This window comes from Sphingomonas sp. PAMC 26621, assembly GCF_000251145.1.
In the GTDB taxonomy this organism is placed as follows: Bacteria; Pseudomonadota; Alphaproteobacteria; order Sphingomonadales; family Sphingomonadaceae; genus Sphingomonas.
The window spans coordinates 161,731-180,031 of the sequence record NZ_AIDW01000019.1 but is presented as its reverse complement, the minus strand read 5'-3'; the positions used below and the strand labels follow the sequence as shown (position 1 = coordinate 180,031).

Genomic DNA, 18,301 nt, shown 5'->3' with positions numbered 1-18,301 from the left:
CGCCCCAACCCCCTCAGCGCTCGCGCAACCGCGGCATCAGTTCGACGAAATTGCAGGGCTTGTGGCGGCTGTCGAGCTGGTCCCTGAGGATCCCGTCCCACCCGTCCTTCACCGCGCCGGTCGACCCCGGCAGCGCGAAGATATAGGTCCCGCGCGTCACGCACGCGCAGGCGCGCGACTGGACGGTCGACGTGCCGATCGTCTTGAAGCTGAGCCATCGGAACAGCTCGCCGAACCCCGGGATCATCTTCTCGGCAATCCGCTCGATTGCTTCTGGAGTGACGTCACGCCCGGTGACGCCGGTGCCACCGGTGGTGATGACGCAGTCGATCGATTCGTCGTCGATCCAGCGGTGCAGCACCGCCATGATGAGACCGACGTCGTCCTTCACGATCTCGCGTTCGGCGAGCACGTGCCCCGCCTCGGTCAGTCGCGCGACGAGGGTATCACCCGAACGGTCGTCGGCCAGCCCCCGCGTGTCGGAGACGGTCATCACGGCGATACGGACCGGCGTGAACACCGCGTCGAGATCAATTGGCACTGGCGACCGCCTGACGGGCATTGCTCGAACTCAGCCGGACCGCGGGCGCGCCGGGCATCCCCGGGAAGCGCGGCCACAGCCCTTGCGCCAGCGCCGCGCGGCTGACCGACGCCTTGCGCCCGGTCTGCGTCTCATAAACCCAGTAGTTGCGCAGCACGGTCGTCACATAGCCGCGGGTTTCCCAGTACGGGATCGATTCGATGTAGAGCAGCGGGTCGCCATCGTCGCGCGCCTGCAGGTTCCACAACTGGACCGGACCCGGCCCGGCGTTATACGCCGCAATGACCTTGGGGAGCAGCCCGTTGGTGCAGCTCTGATCGCGCAACTGCTCGAGATAGCTCTGGCCGACCTCGATATTGGTGCCGGGCCGCGACAATGCGGTGCGGTCGAAGACGCGGCCCTGCTTGCGCGCGATGTCGGTCGCCGCGCTCGGCATTACCTGCATCAGCCCGTACGCGCCTGCCTTGCTGACGACATCGGTGCGGAAGCGCGATTCCTGGAGCGTGTGCGCGTAGACCAGCGCCTTGTCGACGCGCCAGCCACCGTCAGGCGTCCAGTTGGGCGCGGGGAAGCGCGCCTCGACCGGGGGAGACGCGCCGAGCGGGCCGTTGTGCGAAAGCCAGACCAGTGTCGAAGGCAGATCGAGCGCGGCGGTGAGGCGGACAAGCGACGGATATTCCGCCGCCGTGCCGATCCGCGCCTGTTGCTTGATCACCTGATCGGCCAGCCCGGTCTCGCCGATCTCGACGAGCGCGGCGGCGACATGGATGTTGGGGCGGCGTTCGAGCACCTGCCAGTCGCCCGCGAACACCTTCGCACTCGACTTGAGCGGCGCTTCCTTGATCCCGAGCGCCTGGCGCGACAGCAGGCCGTAGAAGGTCTCGCGATATTGTGCGGCGTCTTCAGCCGCGCCTCGACCTTGTCGGGACGGCCGCACTGCATGTCCGCACGCGCCGCCCAATAGAGGCCGGCGGCGCGGAGATCGACGTCCCCGGCGCGGGCGGCGACATTCTGGAAGGCGGTTCCGGCGGCGGTGCAATCATGCTGTCGCCATGCCGACAAGGCGCCGACCCACATCGCCTCGACCGCGAAATCGCCATAGCCGGTCATCGCCTTGGCCGCCATCACGCGCGCGTTGTTGTCGTCGCCGGCGAGGTAATACATCCAAGCGACCTTGCGCTGCCATTCGGTCAGCGAATCCTGCGACAGGCCATAGGTCGATTCGAGCAGCGCCTGTGCCTCGGCACCGCGATCTTCCTTCACCAGCGGCTGCATCTTGATCGCGAGTTCCGCCGCGATCATGTCGCCAGCGACCAGGCTGCGCGCGCGCTTGCGCACCGGCGCGCCGTCGATCCAAATCAGCGCGCGGGCTTCGGGGAGCGGGGGCAGGTCATAACCACCGCGCGATGCCGCCATCGTCGCGAGCTGGCGCGCCTGGGGCAGTTCGGGGGCTTCAGCGAGCAGCTTGAGCAGCGGGTCGAGATCCGCCTTGGGCGAACCCTTGGCGGTGAGCATCTCGGCACGCGCGATCGCGTGGAGCGGGCCGGGCTTCATCGAATCGAGCGCGAGTTGCGCATCGAGCCACTTCTGGTCGCGGATCGCGGCGAACACCGCGCGATAGCCTTCGCGCTGTTCGGGATCGAGTTGAGGCGGGATCGCGGGACGCGCCACCGTCGTCTCGAAGGCGGGCGGTTCGGCCGCCGGGGGTTCGATCGTCGGGTTCGCCACCGCCGGAAGCGCGCCGAGCGCGCAGACGAGGGCAACCGAACCCATGAAGACAGTCTTTGCGCTCATGCGCCCAACCCCGCGATAAGCATTTGTAAGTCCTTCCACGCGCGCGCCTTTTCTGCCGGTCGTTCGAGCAGGAGACGCGGGTGATAACTCGCGACCGCCTCGACGCCGATGGTCACGCCGGATTGTCCAACTTCGAGATTAACCAATTGCAAACTACCTCGCGATCGCGTGACATCTGCCCCGGTGAGCGCACGGCTCGGCGCGTTCCCTAACACAAACAGCCGCTTCGGCGCTACTATTGCGATGTGATGCCGGATCAGCTCGGCAAGCCGTGTCTCGATCTCGGGCGCGATCCGTCCCGCGACCGGGCGGATCGTACACATCGGCACGATATAGACGCTGCCCCGATCACGCCCGATCGCCGCGAGCATCCGGTCGAACAGCCGTCCGGCCGCGCCGCTCAGAAGCGAGCCCGATTCGGAATCCTCGCGGTCGGGGACGTCGGTGATGACCATGATGTCCGATTGCGGATCCCCGCTCGTCGCAATCGGCGATCCCGTCCATTTTGCCTCGGGTGCGTCGGCGCCGGTCCGCCAGGCCGCAAAGGCAGTGATCTCGGTCGGCAGCGGCGCAGCGACGGGCTGCGCGGCTTCCGCTACGGCGTGCCGCTTCGTTTCACGGACGACCGGCGCGGGCGCGGCGGTCCAGTCGCGCGGTCCCTCGTCCGCAAGCGTGTCGACGCCTGCGTCGCGCCACCATTCGAGCGCACTCGCTGCGACGATCTGCCAATCGAAATTCTGGTCTGCCCCCATATATTCCCTAGAGTCCTATGTTGACGCGAAGGTCAATTCACTGGCACTCGCTTTTTACGGCGATGGGGCCGGACGTTCCGCGCGCGCGACAAGACCGCGCCGCCCCAACCGCAGTGGAGAGACAGCGTGAGCGATACCGAAAATCAGCGCGAATCGATGCCCTATGACGTCGTCATCGTCGGCGCAGGCCCGGCAGGCCTGTCCGCGGCGATCCGGCTCAAACAGGTCGCGATCGAACGCGAAATCGAGCTTTCGGTATGCGTGCTCGAAAAGGGCTCGGAAGTCGGCGCGCATATCCTGTCCGGCGCGGTGATCGATCCGAAGTCGCTCGACGAACTGCTGCCCGAATGGCGCACGATGGGTTGCCCGCTTGCCGAAGTGCCCGTGACCGACAACCAGCACTGGATGCTGTCGAAGCGCGGCAAGACCGCGGTCCCGCATTTCATTACCCCCGGGTTCATGCACAACAAGGGCACCTATACCGGTAGCCTTGCAAACCTGTGCCGCTGGCTCGCGGGGCAGGCGGAAGAGTTGGGCGTCGAGATTTTCCCGGGCTTCGCCGCTGCCGAAGTGCTGTATAACGCAGATGGCTCGGTCAAGGGTGTCGCGACCGGCGACATGGGCGTTGCGCGCGACGGGTCGCACAAGCCCGATTACACACCGGGTCTCGAGATTCACGCGAAATACACGTTCCTGAGCGAAGGCGTGCGCGGGTCGCTCTCCAAGCAGATCATCGCCAGGTTCGACCTCGCGCGCGACAGCGAGCCACAGGTCTACGGCATCGGCATCAAGGAATTGTGGGACATCGCACCCGACAAGCATGTCCCGGGTCGCGTCATCCACACGCAGGGCTGGCCGCTCAACGAGACTCCCGGCTCCAACGGCGGCGGGTTCCTCTATCATCAGGCGAACGGGCAGGTCGCGCTCGGTTTCGTCACGTGGCTGAGCTACACCAACCCGTATCTCTCGCCGTTCCACGAGATGCAGCGCTGGAAGACCCACCCCGCGATCGCCGAGATCCTCAAGGGCGCCAAGCGCGTGTCCTACGGCGCACGCGCGATCAACGACGGCGGGTTGCAGTCGATCCCCAAGCTGGTGTTCCCGGGCGGCGCGCTGATCGGCTGTTCGGCAGGCTTCCTCAACGTGCCGCGGATCAAGGGCACGCATACCGCGATGAAGTCGGGCATGATGGCCGCGGAGGCCGCGGTCGAGGCGATCGCGTCGCAGCGCGAGCATGACGAGCTCGTCGCCTATCCCGCCGCTTTCGAGAATAGCTGGGTCAAGAAGGAGCTGTCGGTCGTCCGCAACGTCGTGCCGCTGGTCGAGAAGTTCGGAGAGATCGTCGGCTCGGGCCTTGCGAACGTGACGATGTGGCTGGAAAGCTGGGGCGTGAAGATGCCCTTCACGATGAAGCACCACGCGAACCACAAGACCTTGTGGCGCAAGGATCAGGTGCGCCCGATCGCTTATCCCAAGCCCGATGGCGTCCTGACGTTCGACCGCTTGTCGTCGGTGTTCATCTCGAACACCAACCACGAGGAGAACCAGCCGGTCCACCTCAAGCTCGCCGATCCCGATATCCCCGTGAAGTACGATCTGCCGCTCTACGACGAGCCCGCGCAGCGCTACTGCCCGGCGGGCGTGTACGAGATCGTCGGCGCGGAGGAGGGGAACCCCAAGTTCGTGATCAACGCGCAGAATTGCGTCCACTGCAAGACGTGCGACATCAAGGACCCGACGCAAAACATTACCTGGACGGTACCCGAGGGCGGCGGGGGTCCGAACTATCCGAACATGTGATAGCGCGGCGCCATGATTGTCGAATCGGCCCCCGCCAAGATCAACCTAGCGCTCCACGTCCGCGCCCGCCGTCCGGACGGGTATCATGAGCTGGAAACGCTGTTCGCCTTTGTTACGGACGGCGACACCGTGACACTCACGCCGGGACCGTTGTCGCTGACGATCACCGGGCCGTTCGCCGCTGGCCTGTCCGGCGAGGGCGACAATCTCGTCCTGCGCGCTGCGCGCGGCTTTGCCGAGCGGTTTGGCACGAGCGTCGGCGGGGCCTTCACGCTCGACAAGCATCTGCCCGTCGCCTCGGGGATCGGGGGCGGATCGGCGGATGCCGCCGCCGCGCTCCGAACGCTCGCGCGGGCAAACGATATCGCGATCGAGGATCCGCGCCTGTTCGCGCTTGCCGCGGATCTGGGATCGGACGTGCCCGCCTGCCTGCTGGGGCGGACCGCGCTGGGGCAGGGGCGTGGCGAAAAGCTCGAACCGCTGGATGGTCCGAGCGGGATGCCGGTATTGCTGGTCAATCCCGGCGTCGCCGTGTCGACCGCTGCGGTGTTCAAGGCGTGGGACGGGCGCGATCGCGGGCCGATGCCGGATGGCGACGTGCTGTCGCTCGCGCGCGCCGGACGCAATGATCTCGAGGCGCCCGCCCGCGCGCTGGCACCCGAGATCGATGCGGTGCTGGCGCTGCTCGAAAAAGGGGCGCCGCTGCTCTCGCGCATGTCGGGTTCGGGCGCGACGTGCTTTGCGCTCTACGCCACCGTAACCGATCGCGCCGCGGCCGCTGCCATGATCCGCGCCGCGCACCCGAGATGGTGGTGTCTCGAAACGACACTCGCGTGACGGTTTTCCGCATCACAATGGGACGGGGCATGCGCCGAAACGAGCAGGATCGGCGGAAATCCGGGATTGGCCCGGTGCTTGCTGATAGGAAGGTCGATGGGTCCGCCGCCCCCCGTGGTACGCCCATCGATGGTCCGCGTCCCAGCCGCGCGCCATCCCGGATGCGGGGCGGCAAGGGCAACCTTGCCGCCCCCACGCTCCAATGACGGTCGCGCGCTTTATTGACGGGGACCCCGGCGGCATTCTGCTGATCTGCGATCATGCGTCGAACGCGGTGCCGCCGGGGATCGACCTCGGCGTCGCGCCCGCGCTGCTCGACAAGCATATCGGCGTCGACATCGGGGCTGCCCCTCTGACCGAGGCGCTGGCGGCGACCCTCGGCGCCCCCGCCGTCCTCGCGACGGTTTCGCGGCTGGTGATCGACCTCCACCGCCAGCCCGACCATCCGGGGTTGATCCCGACGGTGAGCGATGGCCATGCCATTCCGGGCAACGACGGTATCGACCGGTTCGAGCGGATCGCGCACCTCTACGCCCCTTATCATCGCGCGCTCGAGGCGATGATCCGGTCGATGCGGCCAACGCTGCTCGTCTCGATCCACAGCTTCACGCCGCAACTCGAGACCGCGGATGGGCCGATCCGCCCGTGGGAGATCGGCATCCTGTCAAACCGCGACCGGCGCGCGGCGGACCTCGCCTTGCCGTTGCTCGCGGCGCGCGGGCTGGTCGTCGGGGACAACGAACCCTATTCGGGCAAGGTGCTCAACGCGACGCTGAACCGACACGGTGAGGCACGCGGAATTGCCAGCATCGCGATCGAAATTCGAAACGACCTCATCGGCGACGCGACCGGCGTAGACCGATGGAACGACATTCTAGCCCCGATTCTGGTCGAGATACGTAATAGACTTGCGCCGAAGGGGGTTCTCGCGACATAGGCGCGCGCATGACACGTACTTTCGATAAATCGAAGCTCCCCAGCCGTCACGTTTCGGTGGGACCCGAGCGCAGCCCGCACCGCAGCTATTATTACGCGATGGGGATCGCCGAGGAGGACATCGCCAAGCCGTTCGTCGCGCTCGCGAGCGCCGGCAACAACTCCGCGCCGTGCAACACCACGCTCGATGCGCAGGCCGATGCCGCGCAGGCGGGCGTCATCACCGGCGGCGGGATGCCGCGCCGCTTCAACACGATCACCGTCACCGACGGGATCGCGATGGGGCACCAGGGGATGAAGTCCTCGCTCGTCAGCCGCGAAGTGATCGCCGATTCGGTCGAGCTCTCCGTCCGCGGGCATTGCTACGACGCGCTGGTCGGCTTTGCCGGGTGCGACAAGTCGCTGCCTGGAATGATGATGGCGATGCTGCGGCTCAACGTGCCGAGCATCTTCGTTTACGGAGGGTCGATCCTGCCGGGCCGCTTCCACGACAAGGACGTGACCGTCGTCGACGTGTTCGAGGCGGTCGGCAAATACGCCGCGGGTGGTTGCCCGTTGCAGGAGCTGATCGAGCTCGAGAAGGTCGCGTGCCCCGGTCACGGCGCGTGCGGCGGCCAGTTCACCGCGAACACCATGGCCTGCGTCGGCGAGGCGATCGGCCTGTCGCTCCCCAATTCCAACATGATGCCCGCCCCGTATCGCGGCCGCGACGAGATCGCGATCGCGGCGGGCGAGCAGGTTATGGAACTCGTCGCACGCAACATCCGCCCGCGCGACATCTGCACGCGCGAGGCGTTCATCAACGCGGCACGCGTCGTCGCGGCGACCGGCGGGTCGACCAATGCCGCCCTGCACCTGCCCGCGATGGCGAGCGAAGCGGGGATCGAGTTCGACTTGTTCGACGTGGCCGAGGCTTTCAAATCAACACCTTACATCGCCGACCTCAAGCCGGGCGGGAAGTATGTCGCCAAGGATATGTATGAGGCGGGCGGCGTCTACATGCTGATGAAGACGATGCTGGCGGGCGGTTTCCTCGACGGCAACTGCCTGACGGTTACCGGCAAGACGCTCGGCGAGAACATCGAGCAGGTGACGTGGAACCCCGACCAGAAGGTCATCTATGACGTGAAGACGCCGCTGTCGCCGACCGGCGGCGTCGTCGGCCTGCGCGGGTCGCTCGCGCCCGACGGCGCGATCGTTAAGGTCGCCGGGATGCACCGGCTCCAGTTCGAAGGCCCAGCGCGGGTCTTCGATTGCGAGGAGGATTGCTTTGCCGCCGTCGAGGAGCGGGCGATCAACGAGGGTGAGGTGATCGTAATCCGTTACGAAGGGCCGAAGGGTGGCCCGGGCATGCGCGAGATGCTGTCGACCACGGCGGCGCTCTATGGCCTCGGGCTTGGCGAGAAGGTCGCGCTGATCACTGATGGACGCTTCTCGGGCGGGACACGGGGATTCTGTATCGGTCACGTCGGCCCCGAAGCCGCCGATGGCGGGCCGATCGCGCTGATCGAGGATGGCGACACGATCCGGATCGACGCCGAGGCGGGGACGATCGACCTCGACGTCGCGCCCGAAACGCTGGCCGCACGCAAGGCGCAGTGGGTCGCGCGGGTCAACGATTACCAGTCGGGCGCGCTGTGGCGCTATGCGCAGACGGTCGGTCCTGCCTATAAGGGCGCGGTCACGCACCCCGGAGCGGCCACCGAACGTCATGTCTACGCGGATATCTAGGCGCACCATCTTATTTGCACTGCCCCTCGCGGCCTGCGGCGGACAACGCGTCGCGCAAGCCGACCAGCCGGATGAACCGCGCGCGACGATCCCCTGCGCGCACGGACCGGCGTCTTATACGCGCACCTGCACCATCGAGCAGGTGCAGGCACGCGACGGTCTCCTGCTTACCGTGCGCCACCCCGACGGCGCGTTCCGCCGGTTGCTCGTCCCGCGCGACGGGCGCGGCGTGATCGCCGCGGACGGTGCGCAGCAAGCGGTGGTCCGCGCGTTCGGCAGCGACGAGATCGAAGTCGCGCTCGGCGCGGATCGCTACCGCATCCCCGCGACGATCAAGGGCGCGAAGCCAGCCGCATGACCCCGATCGACGGAACCACGATCCTGACCGCAGACCAGATGCGGGCGGCCGAGGCACGCGCGATGGCGGCAGGGGCAAGCGTCGACAGCTTGATGCGCACCGCGGGTCGCGCCGTTGCGACGGCGGTTGCGCGACTGGCGGGGGACGCGGACATTCTGATCGCGTGTGGACCCGGAAACAATGGCGGCGACGGCTATGTCGCGGCGACCGTGCTTGCAGCGATGGGGCGCGCGGTCCGGGTCGCGGCGCTCGGCGAACCACGGAGCGACGCGGCGAGGGTGGCGCGCACGGCGTGGACCGGTCCGGTCGAGGCGCTGCACGATGCGCCACCAGCGGCGGTTCTGGTCGATGCGGTGTTCGGGACGGGCCTTGCGCGGGCGCTGGCACCCGATCTTGCGGCCACGCTGGCACGTCTCGGGGCTTCCGCGCGCCTCACGATCGCGGTCGACCTGCCGAGCGGGGTCGCGACCGACACCGGCCTCATTCTCGGGGAAGGGCCGGACGCCGCGATTGCCGCGGACGTGACGCTTGCGCTTGGACGTCTGAAACCTGCGCATCTGCTGGTCCCCGCCGCGGAACGATGCGGGGCGGTGCGCCTGCTCGATATCGGCCTGACGGCGGCCATCGACGTCGACGGGTCCTTGCGCGCTGCAGCACGACCGTCGTTTCTGGCCACGCCCAGCTTCGCCGCGCACAAATATACCCGCGGGATGGTCGCGATAGTGGCAGGGGCGATGCCCGGCGCGGCCGAGCTTTCCGCCGAGGCGGCGTTGCGTGCGGGGGCGGGCTATGTGCTGCTCCTCGGGGAGACGCGGACCACCGAGCCCCATGCGATCGTGCGGCGGCCCTTTTCGGCGGAGGCGCTGGCGGATGAACGGATTGGCGTCATCGTGATCGGCCCGGGGCTGGGGCGCGATGCGGCGGGGCGCGAACGGCTCGATGCCGGGCTTGCAACCAACGCCGCGCTGCTCATCGACGGTGACGCGCTTCACCTTCTCGACGAACCTCGCCTCGCCACGGTGCGCGCGCGCACCGCGCCGACGATCCTCACGCCGCACGAAGGCGAGTTCGACACGCTGTTCGGCAAGAGCGACGATCCCCGGATCGACCGTGCGCGATCCGCCGCGCAGCGCGCCGGTGCGATTGTCGTGTTCAAGGGATCGAGCACGATCGTGGCGGCCCCGGATAGGTCGGGGATCGTCACACCCCCCGCCGATCCTTGGCTGTCGACCGCCGGAACCGGGGACGTGCTGACCGGCGCGATCGCGGCGGTCGTCGCGGCGCATGCCACCTCTAGCGTCGCGTTGCTGGACCGCGTCGCGGCGGGGGTTTGGCTCCACAGCGAGGCCGCACGGCGGCTGGGCGGTGCGTTTCTTGCGGATGATCTTGCGCACGCGCTGAGCGGCGCTAGGGCCGGCGTATGAATGACACGATCGTAAGAGTGGCCGCGCGCGGCGATGGCGTCACCGCGAACGGCCGCCACGCCGCCTTCGCCGCGCCAGGGGACACGCTGACCGCCGACGACGTCATCGTTCCCGGGCCACATCACCAGATTCCGCCGTGCCGCCACTTTCCCGAATGCGGCGGATGCCAGCTCCAGCATCTCGACGACGCGAGCTATGCCGCGTTTCTGGTCGATCGGATCGCGGGGGCGCTGGCGGCGCAGCATTTGACCACCGACATCCGGGCGCCGCTGCTCTCACCGCCGCGCACACGCCGCCGCGCGACGCTGCACGCGGAGGTGAAAGGCGGCGCGGTGCGGCTCGGTTTCAGCGCGGCGGGGAGCCATGAGATCGTCGATCTCAAGGAATGCCATGTCCTGACGCCCGCCCTGTTCGGGCTGCTGGCACCGTTGCGCAAGCTGCTCGCGCGGACGCTCAAGGGTCGGGCCCGAATCCATCTTACCGAGGTCGACCAAGGCACCGACGTGCTGATCGAAGGGACGTTGACGGAGGGGCTCGCCATCGCAGAGGCGTTGACGCAGTTCTGCGGCGATCACGCGATTGCGCGACTGGCGGTGGATGACGGGCTCGGGCCGGAAACACGGTGGGAGCCCGAGGGCGTGACGATTACGCTTGGCGGCGTCGCGGTGCCGTTCCCGCCCGCATCCTTCCTGCAGGCGACGCGTGAGGGTGAGGCGAGCCTTATCGCTGCGGTCCGGGAGGCAGTGGGGTCCCCACGCGGCGCTGTCGCCGATCTGTTTGCCGGTCTCGGGACGTTCGCGCTGGCGCTGTCGGGCAAGGTCTACGCCGCCGAGGCCGGGCGCGACGCGATCCTCGCGCTGCAGGCGGGCGCGAGTCGGGCTGGAGGAGCGCTGTTCACGGAACACCGCGATCTGTTCCGGCGGCCGCTGACGAGCGCGGAATGTTCGCGTTTTGCCGCGGTCGTGCTCGATCCGCCGCGGGCCGGCGCGCGCGAGCAGATTGCGCAACTGGCGATGTCAACGGTCCCGGTCATTGCGTATGTTTCGTGCAATCCCAGTAGCTTCGCGCGCGATGCGGAGATGCTGAGCAAGGGTGGATACCAGCTCGACTGGGTGCAGCCGGTCGGGCAATTCCGCTGGTCGACCCATGCCGAACTGGCGGCGCTATTCCGGCGGTAGGACGCGTTACAGTTTCTCGGCGAGCCATATCCCCGCATCGTCGCACGCAGGATCGACGTCCATATGCGCGATCAGGCGGAGACCGCTGCCCGCGATCGCGGCGGCATAATCGGTCGCCTCAAGGTCGAAGCGGTATGGCGAACCATCGCGATAATCCTTGCGGCTGGGATCCTGATCGGCCGGGGCATTGAACAGCATCCGGCCCTCTGGCTTGAGCCATTCGGCCGCACGCCGCGCCATCAGCGCGCGGTCATCGTGGCTGAGCCACGTCAGCGAGTTCCACGCGATCACGGCGTCGAACGGCCCTTCGACCTGGACGACGCGCATGTCTCCCTTGATCCAGCGCCCGCGCGCCAGCCGGGTCCTGAGGAGTTCGATGATGGAAGTCGCGGCGTCGACGCCGGTGACTGCGAACCCGCGATCGAGCAGGTAGCGCGGGATCGGCTGGCCATCGCCACATCCAAGATCGAGCACGGTGGCACCGGCGGGCAGGGGGGCGACAAGTCGGTCGATCCAGGCCTTGCCGACGAAGCCGGCATCCCGCGAACGATCAGTCATTGTACAAAGGAACCGCTTGGGACATTGGCCGTTTATTACCTGGGAGTAGCGGATGTCGGCTTGCGACATCGCTTAGGACCGAAAGGATAAAAGCCATGGGCGAATTCATCGACAAGATCAAAGGCAACGTCAACGAAGCCATTGGTAAGGCGAAGCAGGAAAGCAATAATCCCGAGACGCAGGCTGACGGCGCCGCCCAGGAAGCCAAGGGCAAGGCCCAGCAGCTCGGCGGCAAGGTCAAGGGCGCGCTCGGCGACGACATCTGACCTGCGCTGACTGATAATAGAGAGGCCGCTCCGGGAAACCGGAGCGGCTTTTTTATGTCTTGAGCATGGCACCAGCGGTGATCGCACGCATCTCGGTCTTGAGGTGCAGCAGCCGCACACCGTCTTCTGCCATCGCGCGCGCCAGCGCCGGGGTGAAGCTTTCGGTCGCATCGACGGTCTCCGCCCAGCAGCCATAAGCCTTGGCGAGCGCTGCAAAGTCGGGATTGCCAAGCACGGTGCCGCTGATCCGCCCCGGATAGTCTCGCTCCTGGTGCATTCGGATCGTGCCGTAGCCGCCGTTGTCGATCACCAGTACGAGCATGTCCGCGCCATGCGCGACCGCAGTCGCGAGCTCCTGTCCGTTCATCAGGAAACACCCGTCGCCCGCAAGCGCCACCACGGTTCGCCCCGGATAGCGTAACGCGGCAGCGGTCGCCGCGGGCACGCCATAGCCCATGGCACCTGCGGTCGGGGCAAGTTGCGTACCCGGTCCGGCGTAGCGCCAGTAGCGATGCCACCAGCCCGAATAATTCCCCGCGCCGTTGCAGATGATGCTGTCCGCCGGAAGGTGATCGCGCATTGCGGCGACGCACGGCCCGAGATCGAGCGTCAGGCCGGCGCGCGGGGCAGGGGTCGACCAGTCGAGGTAGGCGGCATGCGCCGCGTCCGCATCGCGCGGGCGACATGCGATCGAATGGAGCGAGTCTCCGAACGACCCCATGTCCGCGCAGATCGCGAGGTCGGTGCGGTAGGTCCGTCCAAGTTCGGCGGGATCGGGATGGACGTGGACCAGCCGCTGGCCCGGATGATCGGGGGTGACGAGGGTGTAGCCGTCGGTCGTCGCCTCGCCAAGCCGGGGACCGACCACCAGCAGCAGATCGGCCTCGCGGACTCGCTGGACGAGCTTGGGATTTGGGCCGTAGCCGAGGTTACCCGCCCATACCGGGCTGGTGTTGGGGAGAGCGTCCTGGCGCCGGAACGCGGCGGCGACGGGCAGGCCACACCGCTCCGCCCATGCCCCAAACGATTCCGCCGCGCGCGTGCGCCAGCCCGCGCCACCGATGATCGCGAGCGGGTTTTCCGCTGCCTCGAGCAGTTCGGCGAGGGCGTGGAGCTGGAACGGATCGCACGCCTGCACCGCAGGTTCGACGCGCGGCCGGTCGACCGCGTCGACCCGGTCGAGCAGCATGTCCTCGGGCAAGGCTAGGACGACCGGGCCGGGCCGGCCCGACATCGCAACGCTCCACGCACGAGCGACATATTCGGGAATGCGACGCGCATCGTCGATCTTCGCCGCCCATTTCGCGATCGGGCCGAACATTGCCGGGAAATCGATTTCCTGGAACGCCTCGCGATCGCGCGTGCCGCGATCGACATCGCCGATGAACAGGACCATCGGCTGCGAATCCTGCATCGCGACATGAACGCCGATCGATGCGTTGGTGGCACCGGGACCGCGCGTGACGAAGGCAACGCCGGGCCGCCCGGTCAGCGCGCCATCGGCGCACGCCATGAAGCCGACGCCGCCTTCCTGTCGGCAGACGACGAGATCGATTTCGGGCGTGTCATGCAGCGCGTCGAGCACCGCGAGGAAGCTCTCGCCCGGCACCGTAAAGATGCGGTCGCATCCCTGCGCCAGCAGGTTGTCGACAAGGATCTGGCCGCCGGTGCGGGGGGATTGGGTCGTCATGCCCGGGTTCTAGCGAGGGATGCGGGGCAAGGAAACCGCGATAAAATGTCGGAAAACTTTACACTCGTCAGGGTGGACGCTGTACCGTTAACCACCGCGAACTCTGCAAAACCGCGCTTGTGGCGTTCTGGCACGCCGCATGCTACTAGATCGATATGCCGAGCGGTTACGCTTCAGCAGGGCGGGTCAGCGCTACTCCAGCGCGACCCGCCCAACCCGGCCGTCAGTTCGCCTTCGCGACGCCCTGTTCCTCGAGCAGCGTGGCAAGCTCGCCGCTCTCGTACATTTCCATCATGATGTCCGAGCCACCGACGAATTCGCCCTTCACATACAGCTGCGGGATCGTCGGCCAGTCCGAAAAGGTCTTGATTCCCTGGCGGATACCCTGGTCCTGAAGCACGTCGACGCTGTCGAATTCCACGCCGATGTGGTTGAGAATCGCAATCGCACGGCTCGAAAAGCCGCACTGCGGGAATAGCGGGCTGCCCTTCATGAACAGCACGACGTCGGACTTGCCGACGAGGTCGGCGATACGGGTCTGGGATTCGTCGGTCATAGTCATCACTCCTGAACAGGGACGGCGGTGGTGAGTTGCAGCGCGTGGAGTACGCCGCCCATCCGGTCGCCCAGCGCGGCATAAACGGCACGCTGTTGCTTCAACCGCGGTTGCCCGCGGAAACTCTCGGCGGTGACCCGCGCGGCCCAATGGTCGCCGTCCCCCGCCAGATCGGTCATCTCGACATGGGCATCGGGAATGCCCGCGACGATCAACGCCTCGATCTCGGCCGCAGACATGGGCATTATTCGCTGCCCATCAACTGGCGGCGCGCCTCGACCGTCTTTTCCTCGATGGTGCGACGGATCGTCGGCTCGTCGATCGCGACGTTTGCGGCGGTGAGATCGCTGACCAGCTTGCGGATCACGTCCTCGTCGCCGGCTTCCTCGAAGTCGGCCTGGACCACGGCAGTCGCATAGGCATCCGCCTCTTCCTTGGTCAGACGCATCTCCGTCGCCGCCCAATGGCCGAGCAGGCGGTTGCGCCGGGCGACGATGCGGAACGCCATTTCCTCGTCGCGCGCATATTTGGTTTCAAAGGCGCGTTCGCGATCGTCGAAGCTGGTCATGTGCCGTTGGTCCCCGGATAACGGTAGGAAAGGATGCACCGGAGATAGGGACAGCGGGGGGATGGTGCAACGCATCGCTGTCGCAACCGTTCGACTCTCGATTCCGCGTCGGCAAATCGCGGGACTTCGGGTAGGGCATCACCTTCATGGCTTCGTCACAGAAAAAGCGCGCGCTGTTCGAGCGCACGATGGCCCCGGCGGATCCTCCCGACCTCGCGCGATCGCTGCCGGAGGCGCATCGCAGCGTCAAAGTCTGGGAAAGCGGCGATCCGCGACGCTCGAACTGGCGGCAGTGGCTCGGGTTCGCGGGGCCCGGGTTCCTCGTTTCGGTCGGGTATATGGACCCGGGCAATTGGGGGACCGATCTCGCGGGCGGGAGCCAGTTCGGCTACACGCTGCTGTGGGTCATCCTCGCGTCGAACCTGATGGCGATCTTCCTGCAGGTGCTGTGCGCGCGGCTCGGGATCGTCACGGGACGCGATCTCGCGCAATCGTGCCGGGACTATTATTCCAAACCCGCCTCTGTCGCGCTCTGGCTGCTGTGCGAAATCGCGATCATTGCGTGCGACCTTGCCGAAGTCGTTGGTTCGGCGGTCGCGCTCAACCTGTTGCTCGGCCTGCCGCTGGTGTGGGGCGTGGTGATCACCGGGCTCGACGTGTTGCTGCTGCTGCTGCTGATCAACCGCGGGTTCCGCAAGATCGAGGCGGTGGTGATCGCGCTGGTCGCGACGATCGGGTTGTGTTTTGCCTATACGATCGTGCTGGCGAAGCCCGACTGGAGCGCGGTCGCGCTCGGCGCGGTGACGCCGGACATTCCCAACACCGCCGCCCTGCTGATCGCGCTCGGGATCCTCGGCGCGACGGTGATGCCGCACAATCTCTATCTCCACTCCTCGATCGTGCAGACCAGGGCGTTCGGCAGCGGCAAACGCGACATCAAGGCGGCACTCACCTTCAACACGATCGATACCGTCGTCGCGCTCGGCATGGCGTTCTTCGTCAATGCGGCGATCCTGGTGCTCGCGGCGGCGGTGTTCTGGCGCAACGGCATGGTCGTCACCGAGCTGCAGGACGCTCACCAGTTGCTGCGCCCCGCGCTGGGCGGGGTGGCGGCGACGGCGTTTGCGCTCGCGCTGCTCGCCTCGGGGCAGTCCAGCACGATCACGGGGACGCTTGCCGGGCAGATCGTGATGGAGGGGTTCCTGCGGATCCGCGTCCGGCCCTGGCTGCGGCGAATGGTGACGCGCGGGCTTGCGATCATCCCCGCGCTGATCGTCATTTCGGCGACCGGGGGGAAGGATACGGTCGAATTGCTCGTGGTCAGCCAGGTCGTGCTGTCGATGCAGCTGCCGTTCGCGATCTTCCCGCTGATGATGGTGACGAGCAACCGGGCGCGGATGGGGGAATATGCGAACCCCTTGTGGGTAAAACTGCTCGGTTTTGCGATCTGCAGCGTGATCGCAGGGTTGAACGTGTATCTGCTGTGGGAAACGATCGGGCCATTATGGGTCGGGGTGATGGCGGCAGCGATGCTGGGGTTCGCCGGCTATGTCCGGTTTGGATATGCGCCCCGGCCGAAAGCGGTACGTGACTGACCGACCGCATCACCCCGGCACGCGGCCGGGGCGATGCCCGCTATCCGGCAACTCCTATGGCGCTCACGCCGCGACCGTCACCACCAGCTTCCCGATCGCGCCGCGTGCCGCCATCTTGGCGATCGCCTTGCCGCCATCCTCGAACGCGAAGGTTTCGGTGACGCGCGGGCTGATCTGGCCGCCCGCCCAAAGCCGGAACAATCGATCGATATGCGCCTGGTTTGCCTCCGGATCGCGCGCGGCGAACGCGCCCCAGAACACGCCGCAGACGTCGCAACTCTTGAGCAACGTCAGGTTGAGCGGAAGCCGTGGGATCCCCGCCGGGAAGCCGACGACGAGATAGCGCCCCTCCCAGCCGATCGAGCGCAGCGCCGGCTCGGCGTAATCGCCACCCACCGGATCGTAGATCACGTCATAGCCACTCTTGCCGCCCGCCGCCTTGAACTGCTCGGCGAGTGCTTTGGATTGATCCTTGTCGAACGGTGCGCGCGCGTAGACGATCGTCGCGTCGGCACCGGCATCGCACGCGGCCTGCGCCTTTTCCTCGGACGAGACGGCGGCGACCACGCGCGCGCCAAACGCCTTGCCGAGTTCGATCGCCGCGAGCCCGACCCCGCCCGCCGCGCCGAGCACGAGCAGGCATTGCCCCTCGGCCAGATGCCCGCGGTCGAGCAGCGCGTGGATCGTCGTGCCATAGGTCAGCAGCAGCGACGCGCCCTCGGCGAAGCTGCGCCCTTCAGGCAGCGCGAACAGGCTGGTGGCGGGGAGGGCGATCTTCTCCACCAGCCCGCCCGATCCGGTCGTCGCGATCACGCGGTCGCCGGGTTTCCAGTCGGTGACGCCGTCTCCGACGCTTTCGACGACGCCCGAGATCTCGCTCCCCGGCGCGAACGGGCGCGGCGGCTTGAACTGATATTTGTCCTCGATGATCAGGACGTCGGGATAATTGATCGAGCACGCCTTCACCGCGACCACGACCTGCCCCGGTGCCGCCACCGGATCCGGCAGCGTATCGAGCGTTAGCGTTTCAGGTCCGCCCGGCGCTTTCGACAAGAGTGCTCGCATCCGCCCGTTCTCCGCTCATCCACGGCCGGTGTTCGCTTACCCCGGCTTCGTATTTCGAAATCGCGGTATCTCTTGCCAGTGTCAGGCCGATCTCGTCCAGCCCTTCCATCAAACACTGGCGACGGAAGGCGTCGAGGTCGAAGGCGAAGCGGTCCTGGAACGGGGTGGTGACGGTCATCGTCTCGAGATCGACCGTGACCGGCTGGTCCTGCGCGACCTCGAGCAGGCGATCGATCTGCGCCTGCGGCAGCACGACCGTGACGATGCCGTTCTTGAAGGCATTGCCCGAAAAGATGTCCGAAAAGCTCGGCGCGATCACCGCAGTGATCCCCATGTCGGCAAGCGCCCAGGCGGCATGCTCGCGGCTCGACCCGCAGCCGAAATTGTCGCCCGCGATCAGGATCGGCGCGCCACTGTAACGTGGATCGTCGAAGATGTTGCCGGGCTTGGCGCGCACGGTCTCGAACGCGCCCTTGCCGAGGCCGTCGCGCGTCACGGTCTTGAGCCAGTGCGCGGGGATGATGACGTCGGTATCGACGTTCTTCTGGCCCCATGGGTAAGCGGTGCCGGAAACTTGGGTAACAGGCTGCATCATGGGGTCCAGTTCAGGCGGGATCAGCGCGGCGTGGCGGTGATCGCATCGTTGGCGGCG

18 protein-coding genes and 1 pseudogene are annotated in these 18,301 nt (G+C 66.9%); 9 read left to right on the top strand and 10 right to left on the bottom strand.

Annotated features, from left to right (window positions below; translation table 11 throughout):
• Positions 1-13 precede the first annotated feature (13 nt).
• The 3 genes and pseudogenes from moaB to RI03_RS10785 form a co-directional block, all read right to left on the bottom strand.
• Positions 14-541, bottom strand: coding sequence for a molybdenum cofactor biosynthesis protein B (gene moaB / locus RI03_RS10795; protein WP_010217303.1), 528 nt, complete (start codon positions 539-541; stop codon positions 14-16).
• A pseudogene (locus RI03_RS10790) lies at positions 531-2,335 on the bottom strand (lytic transglycosylase domain-containing protein). Before RI03_RS10790 ends, moaB begins: the two are co-directional and overlap by 11 nt.
• Positions 2,332-3,087: a uracil-DNA glycosylase gene (locus tag RI03_RS10785; protein ID WP_010217301.1), complete on the bottom strand. Its 756-nt coding sequence runs from the start codon at positions 3,085-3,087 to the stop codon at positions 2,332-2,334. Before RI03_RS10785 ends, RI03_RS10790 begins: the two are co-directional and overlap by 4 nt.
• 156 nt (positions 3,088-3,243) lie before the next feature.
• On the opposite strand from RI03_RS10785, the gene RI03_RS10780 reads away from it, so the two are divergent.
• The 7 genes from RI03_RS10780 to RI03_RS10750 all read left to right on the top strand — a co-directional run bounded on the left by RI03_RS10780 (position 3,244) and on the right by RI03_RS10750 (position 11,351).
• Positions 3,244-4,887, top strand: coding sequence for an electron transfer flavoprotein-ubiquinone oxidoreductase (locus tag RI03_RS10780; RefSeq protein ID WP_026046646.1), 1,644 nt, complete (start codon positions 3,244-3,246; stop codon positions 4,885-4,887).
• A 12-nt stretch (positions 4,888-4,899) separates the two neighbouring features.
• A complete protein-coding gene (locus tag RI03_RS10775; protein WP_010217299.1) occupies positions 4,900-5,724 on the top strand; it encodes a 4-(cytidine 5'-diphospho)-2-C-methyl-D-erythritol kinase in 825 nt (274 codons plus the stop codon).
• A 202-nt stretch (positions 5,725-5,926) separates the two neighbouring features.
• Entirely contained in the window at positions 5,927-6,661 is a 735-nt protein-coding gene (locus tag RI03_RS10770) for an N-formylglutamate amidohydrolase (RefSeq protein WP_010217298.1), read from the top strand.
• 8 nt (positions 6,662-6,669) lie between these two features.
• Positions 6,670-8,391 carry a dihydroxy-acid dehydratase gene (ilvD, locus tag RI03_RS10765; protein WP_026046645.1) on the top strand — a complete coding sequence of 574 codons (1,722 nt, stop codon included), beginning with the start codon at positions 6,670-6,672 and terminating at the stop codon, positions 8,389-8,391.
• Between the two features lie 142 nt (positions 8,392-8,533).
• Positions 8,534-8,749, top strand: a complete 216-nt coding sequence (locus RI03_RS24650) for a hypothetical protein (protein WP_010217296.1) — start codon at positions 8,534-8,536, stop codon at positions 8,747-8,749.
• Entirely contained in the window at positions 8,746-10,173 is a 1,428-nt protein-coding gene (locus RI03_RS10755) for a bifunctional ADP-dependent NAD(P)H-hydrate dehydratase/NAD(P)H-hydrate epimerase (RefSeq protein WP_010217294.1), read from the top strand. The genes RI03_RS24650 and RI03_RS10755 overlap by 4 nt, the downstream gene beginning before the upstream one ends.
• Positions 10,170-11,351: a class I SAM-dependent RNA methyltransferase gene (locus tag RI03_RS10750; RefSeq protein ID WP_026046643.1), complete on the top strand. Its 1,182-nt coding sequence runs from the start codon at positions 10,170-10,172 to the stop codon at positions 11,349-11,351. The genes RI03_RS10755 and RI03_RS10750 overlap by 4 nt, the downstream gene beginning before the upstream one ends.
• A 6-nt stretch (positions 11,352-11,357) precedes the next feature.
• Here the strand turns inward: RI03_RS10750 and RI03_RS10745 are convergent, their stop codons facing one another.
• Complete coding sequence (locus RI03_RS10745) at positions 11,358-11,909, bottom strand: class I SAM-dependent methyltransferase (RefSeq protein WP_010164078.1); 552 nt, start codon at positions 11,907-11,909, stop codon at positions 11,358-11,360.
• A 95-nt stretch (positions 11,910-12,004) separates the two neighbouring features.
• Between RI03_RS10745 and RI03_RS10740 the strand changes: the two genes are divergently transcribed.
• On the top strand, positions 12,005-12,175 hold the full coding sequence (locus RI03_RS10740) for a CsbD family protein (RefSeq protein WP_010164077.1): 171 nt from the start codon (positions 12,005-12,007) through the stop codon (positions 12,173-12,175).
• A gap of 52 nt (positions 12,176-12,227) precedes the next feature.
• On the opposite strand, the gene RI03_RS10735 is transcribed toward RI03_RS10740, so the two are convergent.
• The 4 genes from RI03_RS10735 to RI03_RS10720 all read right to left on the bottom strand — a co-directional run bounded on the left by RI03_RS10735 (position 12,228) and on the right by RI03_RS10720 (position 14,989).
• Positions 12,228-13,865: a thiamine pyrophosphate-binding protein gene (locus tag RI03_RS10735; RefSeq protein ID WP_010217291.1), complete on the bottom strand. Its 1,638-nt coding sequence runs from the start codon at positions 13,863-13,865 to the stop codon at positions 12,228-12,230.
• Between the two features lie 223 nt (positions 13,866-14,088).
• A complete protein-coding gene (gene grxD, locus RI03_RS10730) occupies positions 14,089-14,421 on the bottom strand; it encodes a Grx4 family monothiol glutaredoxin (RefSeq protein WP_010164075.1) in 333 nt (110 codons plus the stop codon).
• Positions 14,422-14,426: 5 nt separating this feature from the next.
• Entirely contained in the window at positions 14,427-14,666 is a 240-nt protein-coding gene (locus RI03_RS10725; RefSeq protein WP_010217290.1) for a BolA/IbaG family iron-sulfur metabolism protein, read from the bottom strand.
• Complete coding sequence (locus RI03_RS10720) at positions 14,666-14,989, bottom strand: DUF1476 domain-containing protein (protein WP_010217289.1); 324 nt, start codon at positions 14,987-14,989, stop codon at positions 14,666-14,668. The genes RI03_RS10725 and RI03_RS10720 overlap by 1 nt, the downstream gene beginning before the upstream one ends.
• Before the next feature lie 146 nt (positions 14,990-15,135).
• Here RI03_RS10720 and RI03_RS10715 point away from each other — a divergent pair, with 146 nt between their 5' ends.
• Complete coding sequence (locus RI03_RS10715; RefSeq protein ID WP_010217288.1) at positions 15,136-16,584, top strand: Nramp family divalent metal transporter; 1,449 nt, start codon at positions 15,136-15,138, stop codon at positions 16,582-16,584.
• Between the two features lie 63 nt (positions 16,585-16,647).
• Here RI03_RS10715 and RI03_RS10710 read toward each other — a convergent pair whose 3' ends face one another.
• Both RI03_RS10710 and leuD read right to left on the bottom strand, forming a co-directional pair.
• A complete protein-coding gene (locus RI03_RS10710) occupies positions 16,648-17,649 on the bottom strand; it encodes an NADPH:quinone oxidoreductase family protein (RefSeq protein ID WP_026046642.1) in 1,002 nt (333 codons plus the stop codon).
• Entirely contained in the window at positions 17,612-18,241 is a 630-nt protein-coding gene (gene leuD / locus RI03_RS10705; RefSeq protein WP_026046641.1) for a 3-isopropylmalate dehydratase small subunit, read from the bottom strand. Before leuD ends, RI03_RS10710 begins: the two co-directional genes overlap by 38 nt.
• Between the last annotated feature and the right edge of the window lie 60 nt (positions 18,242-18,301).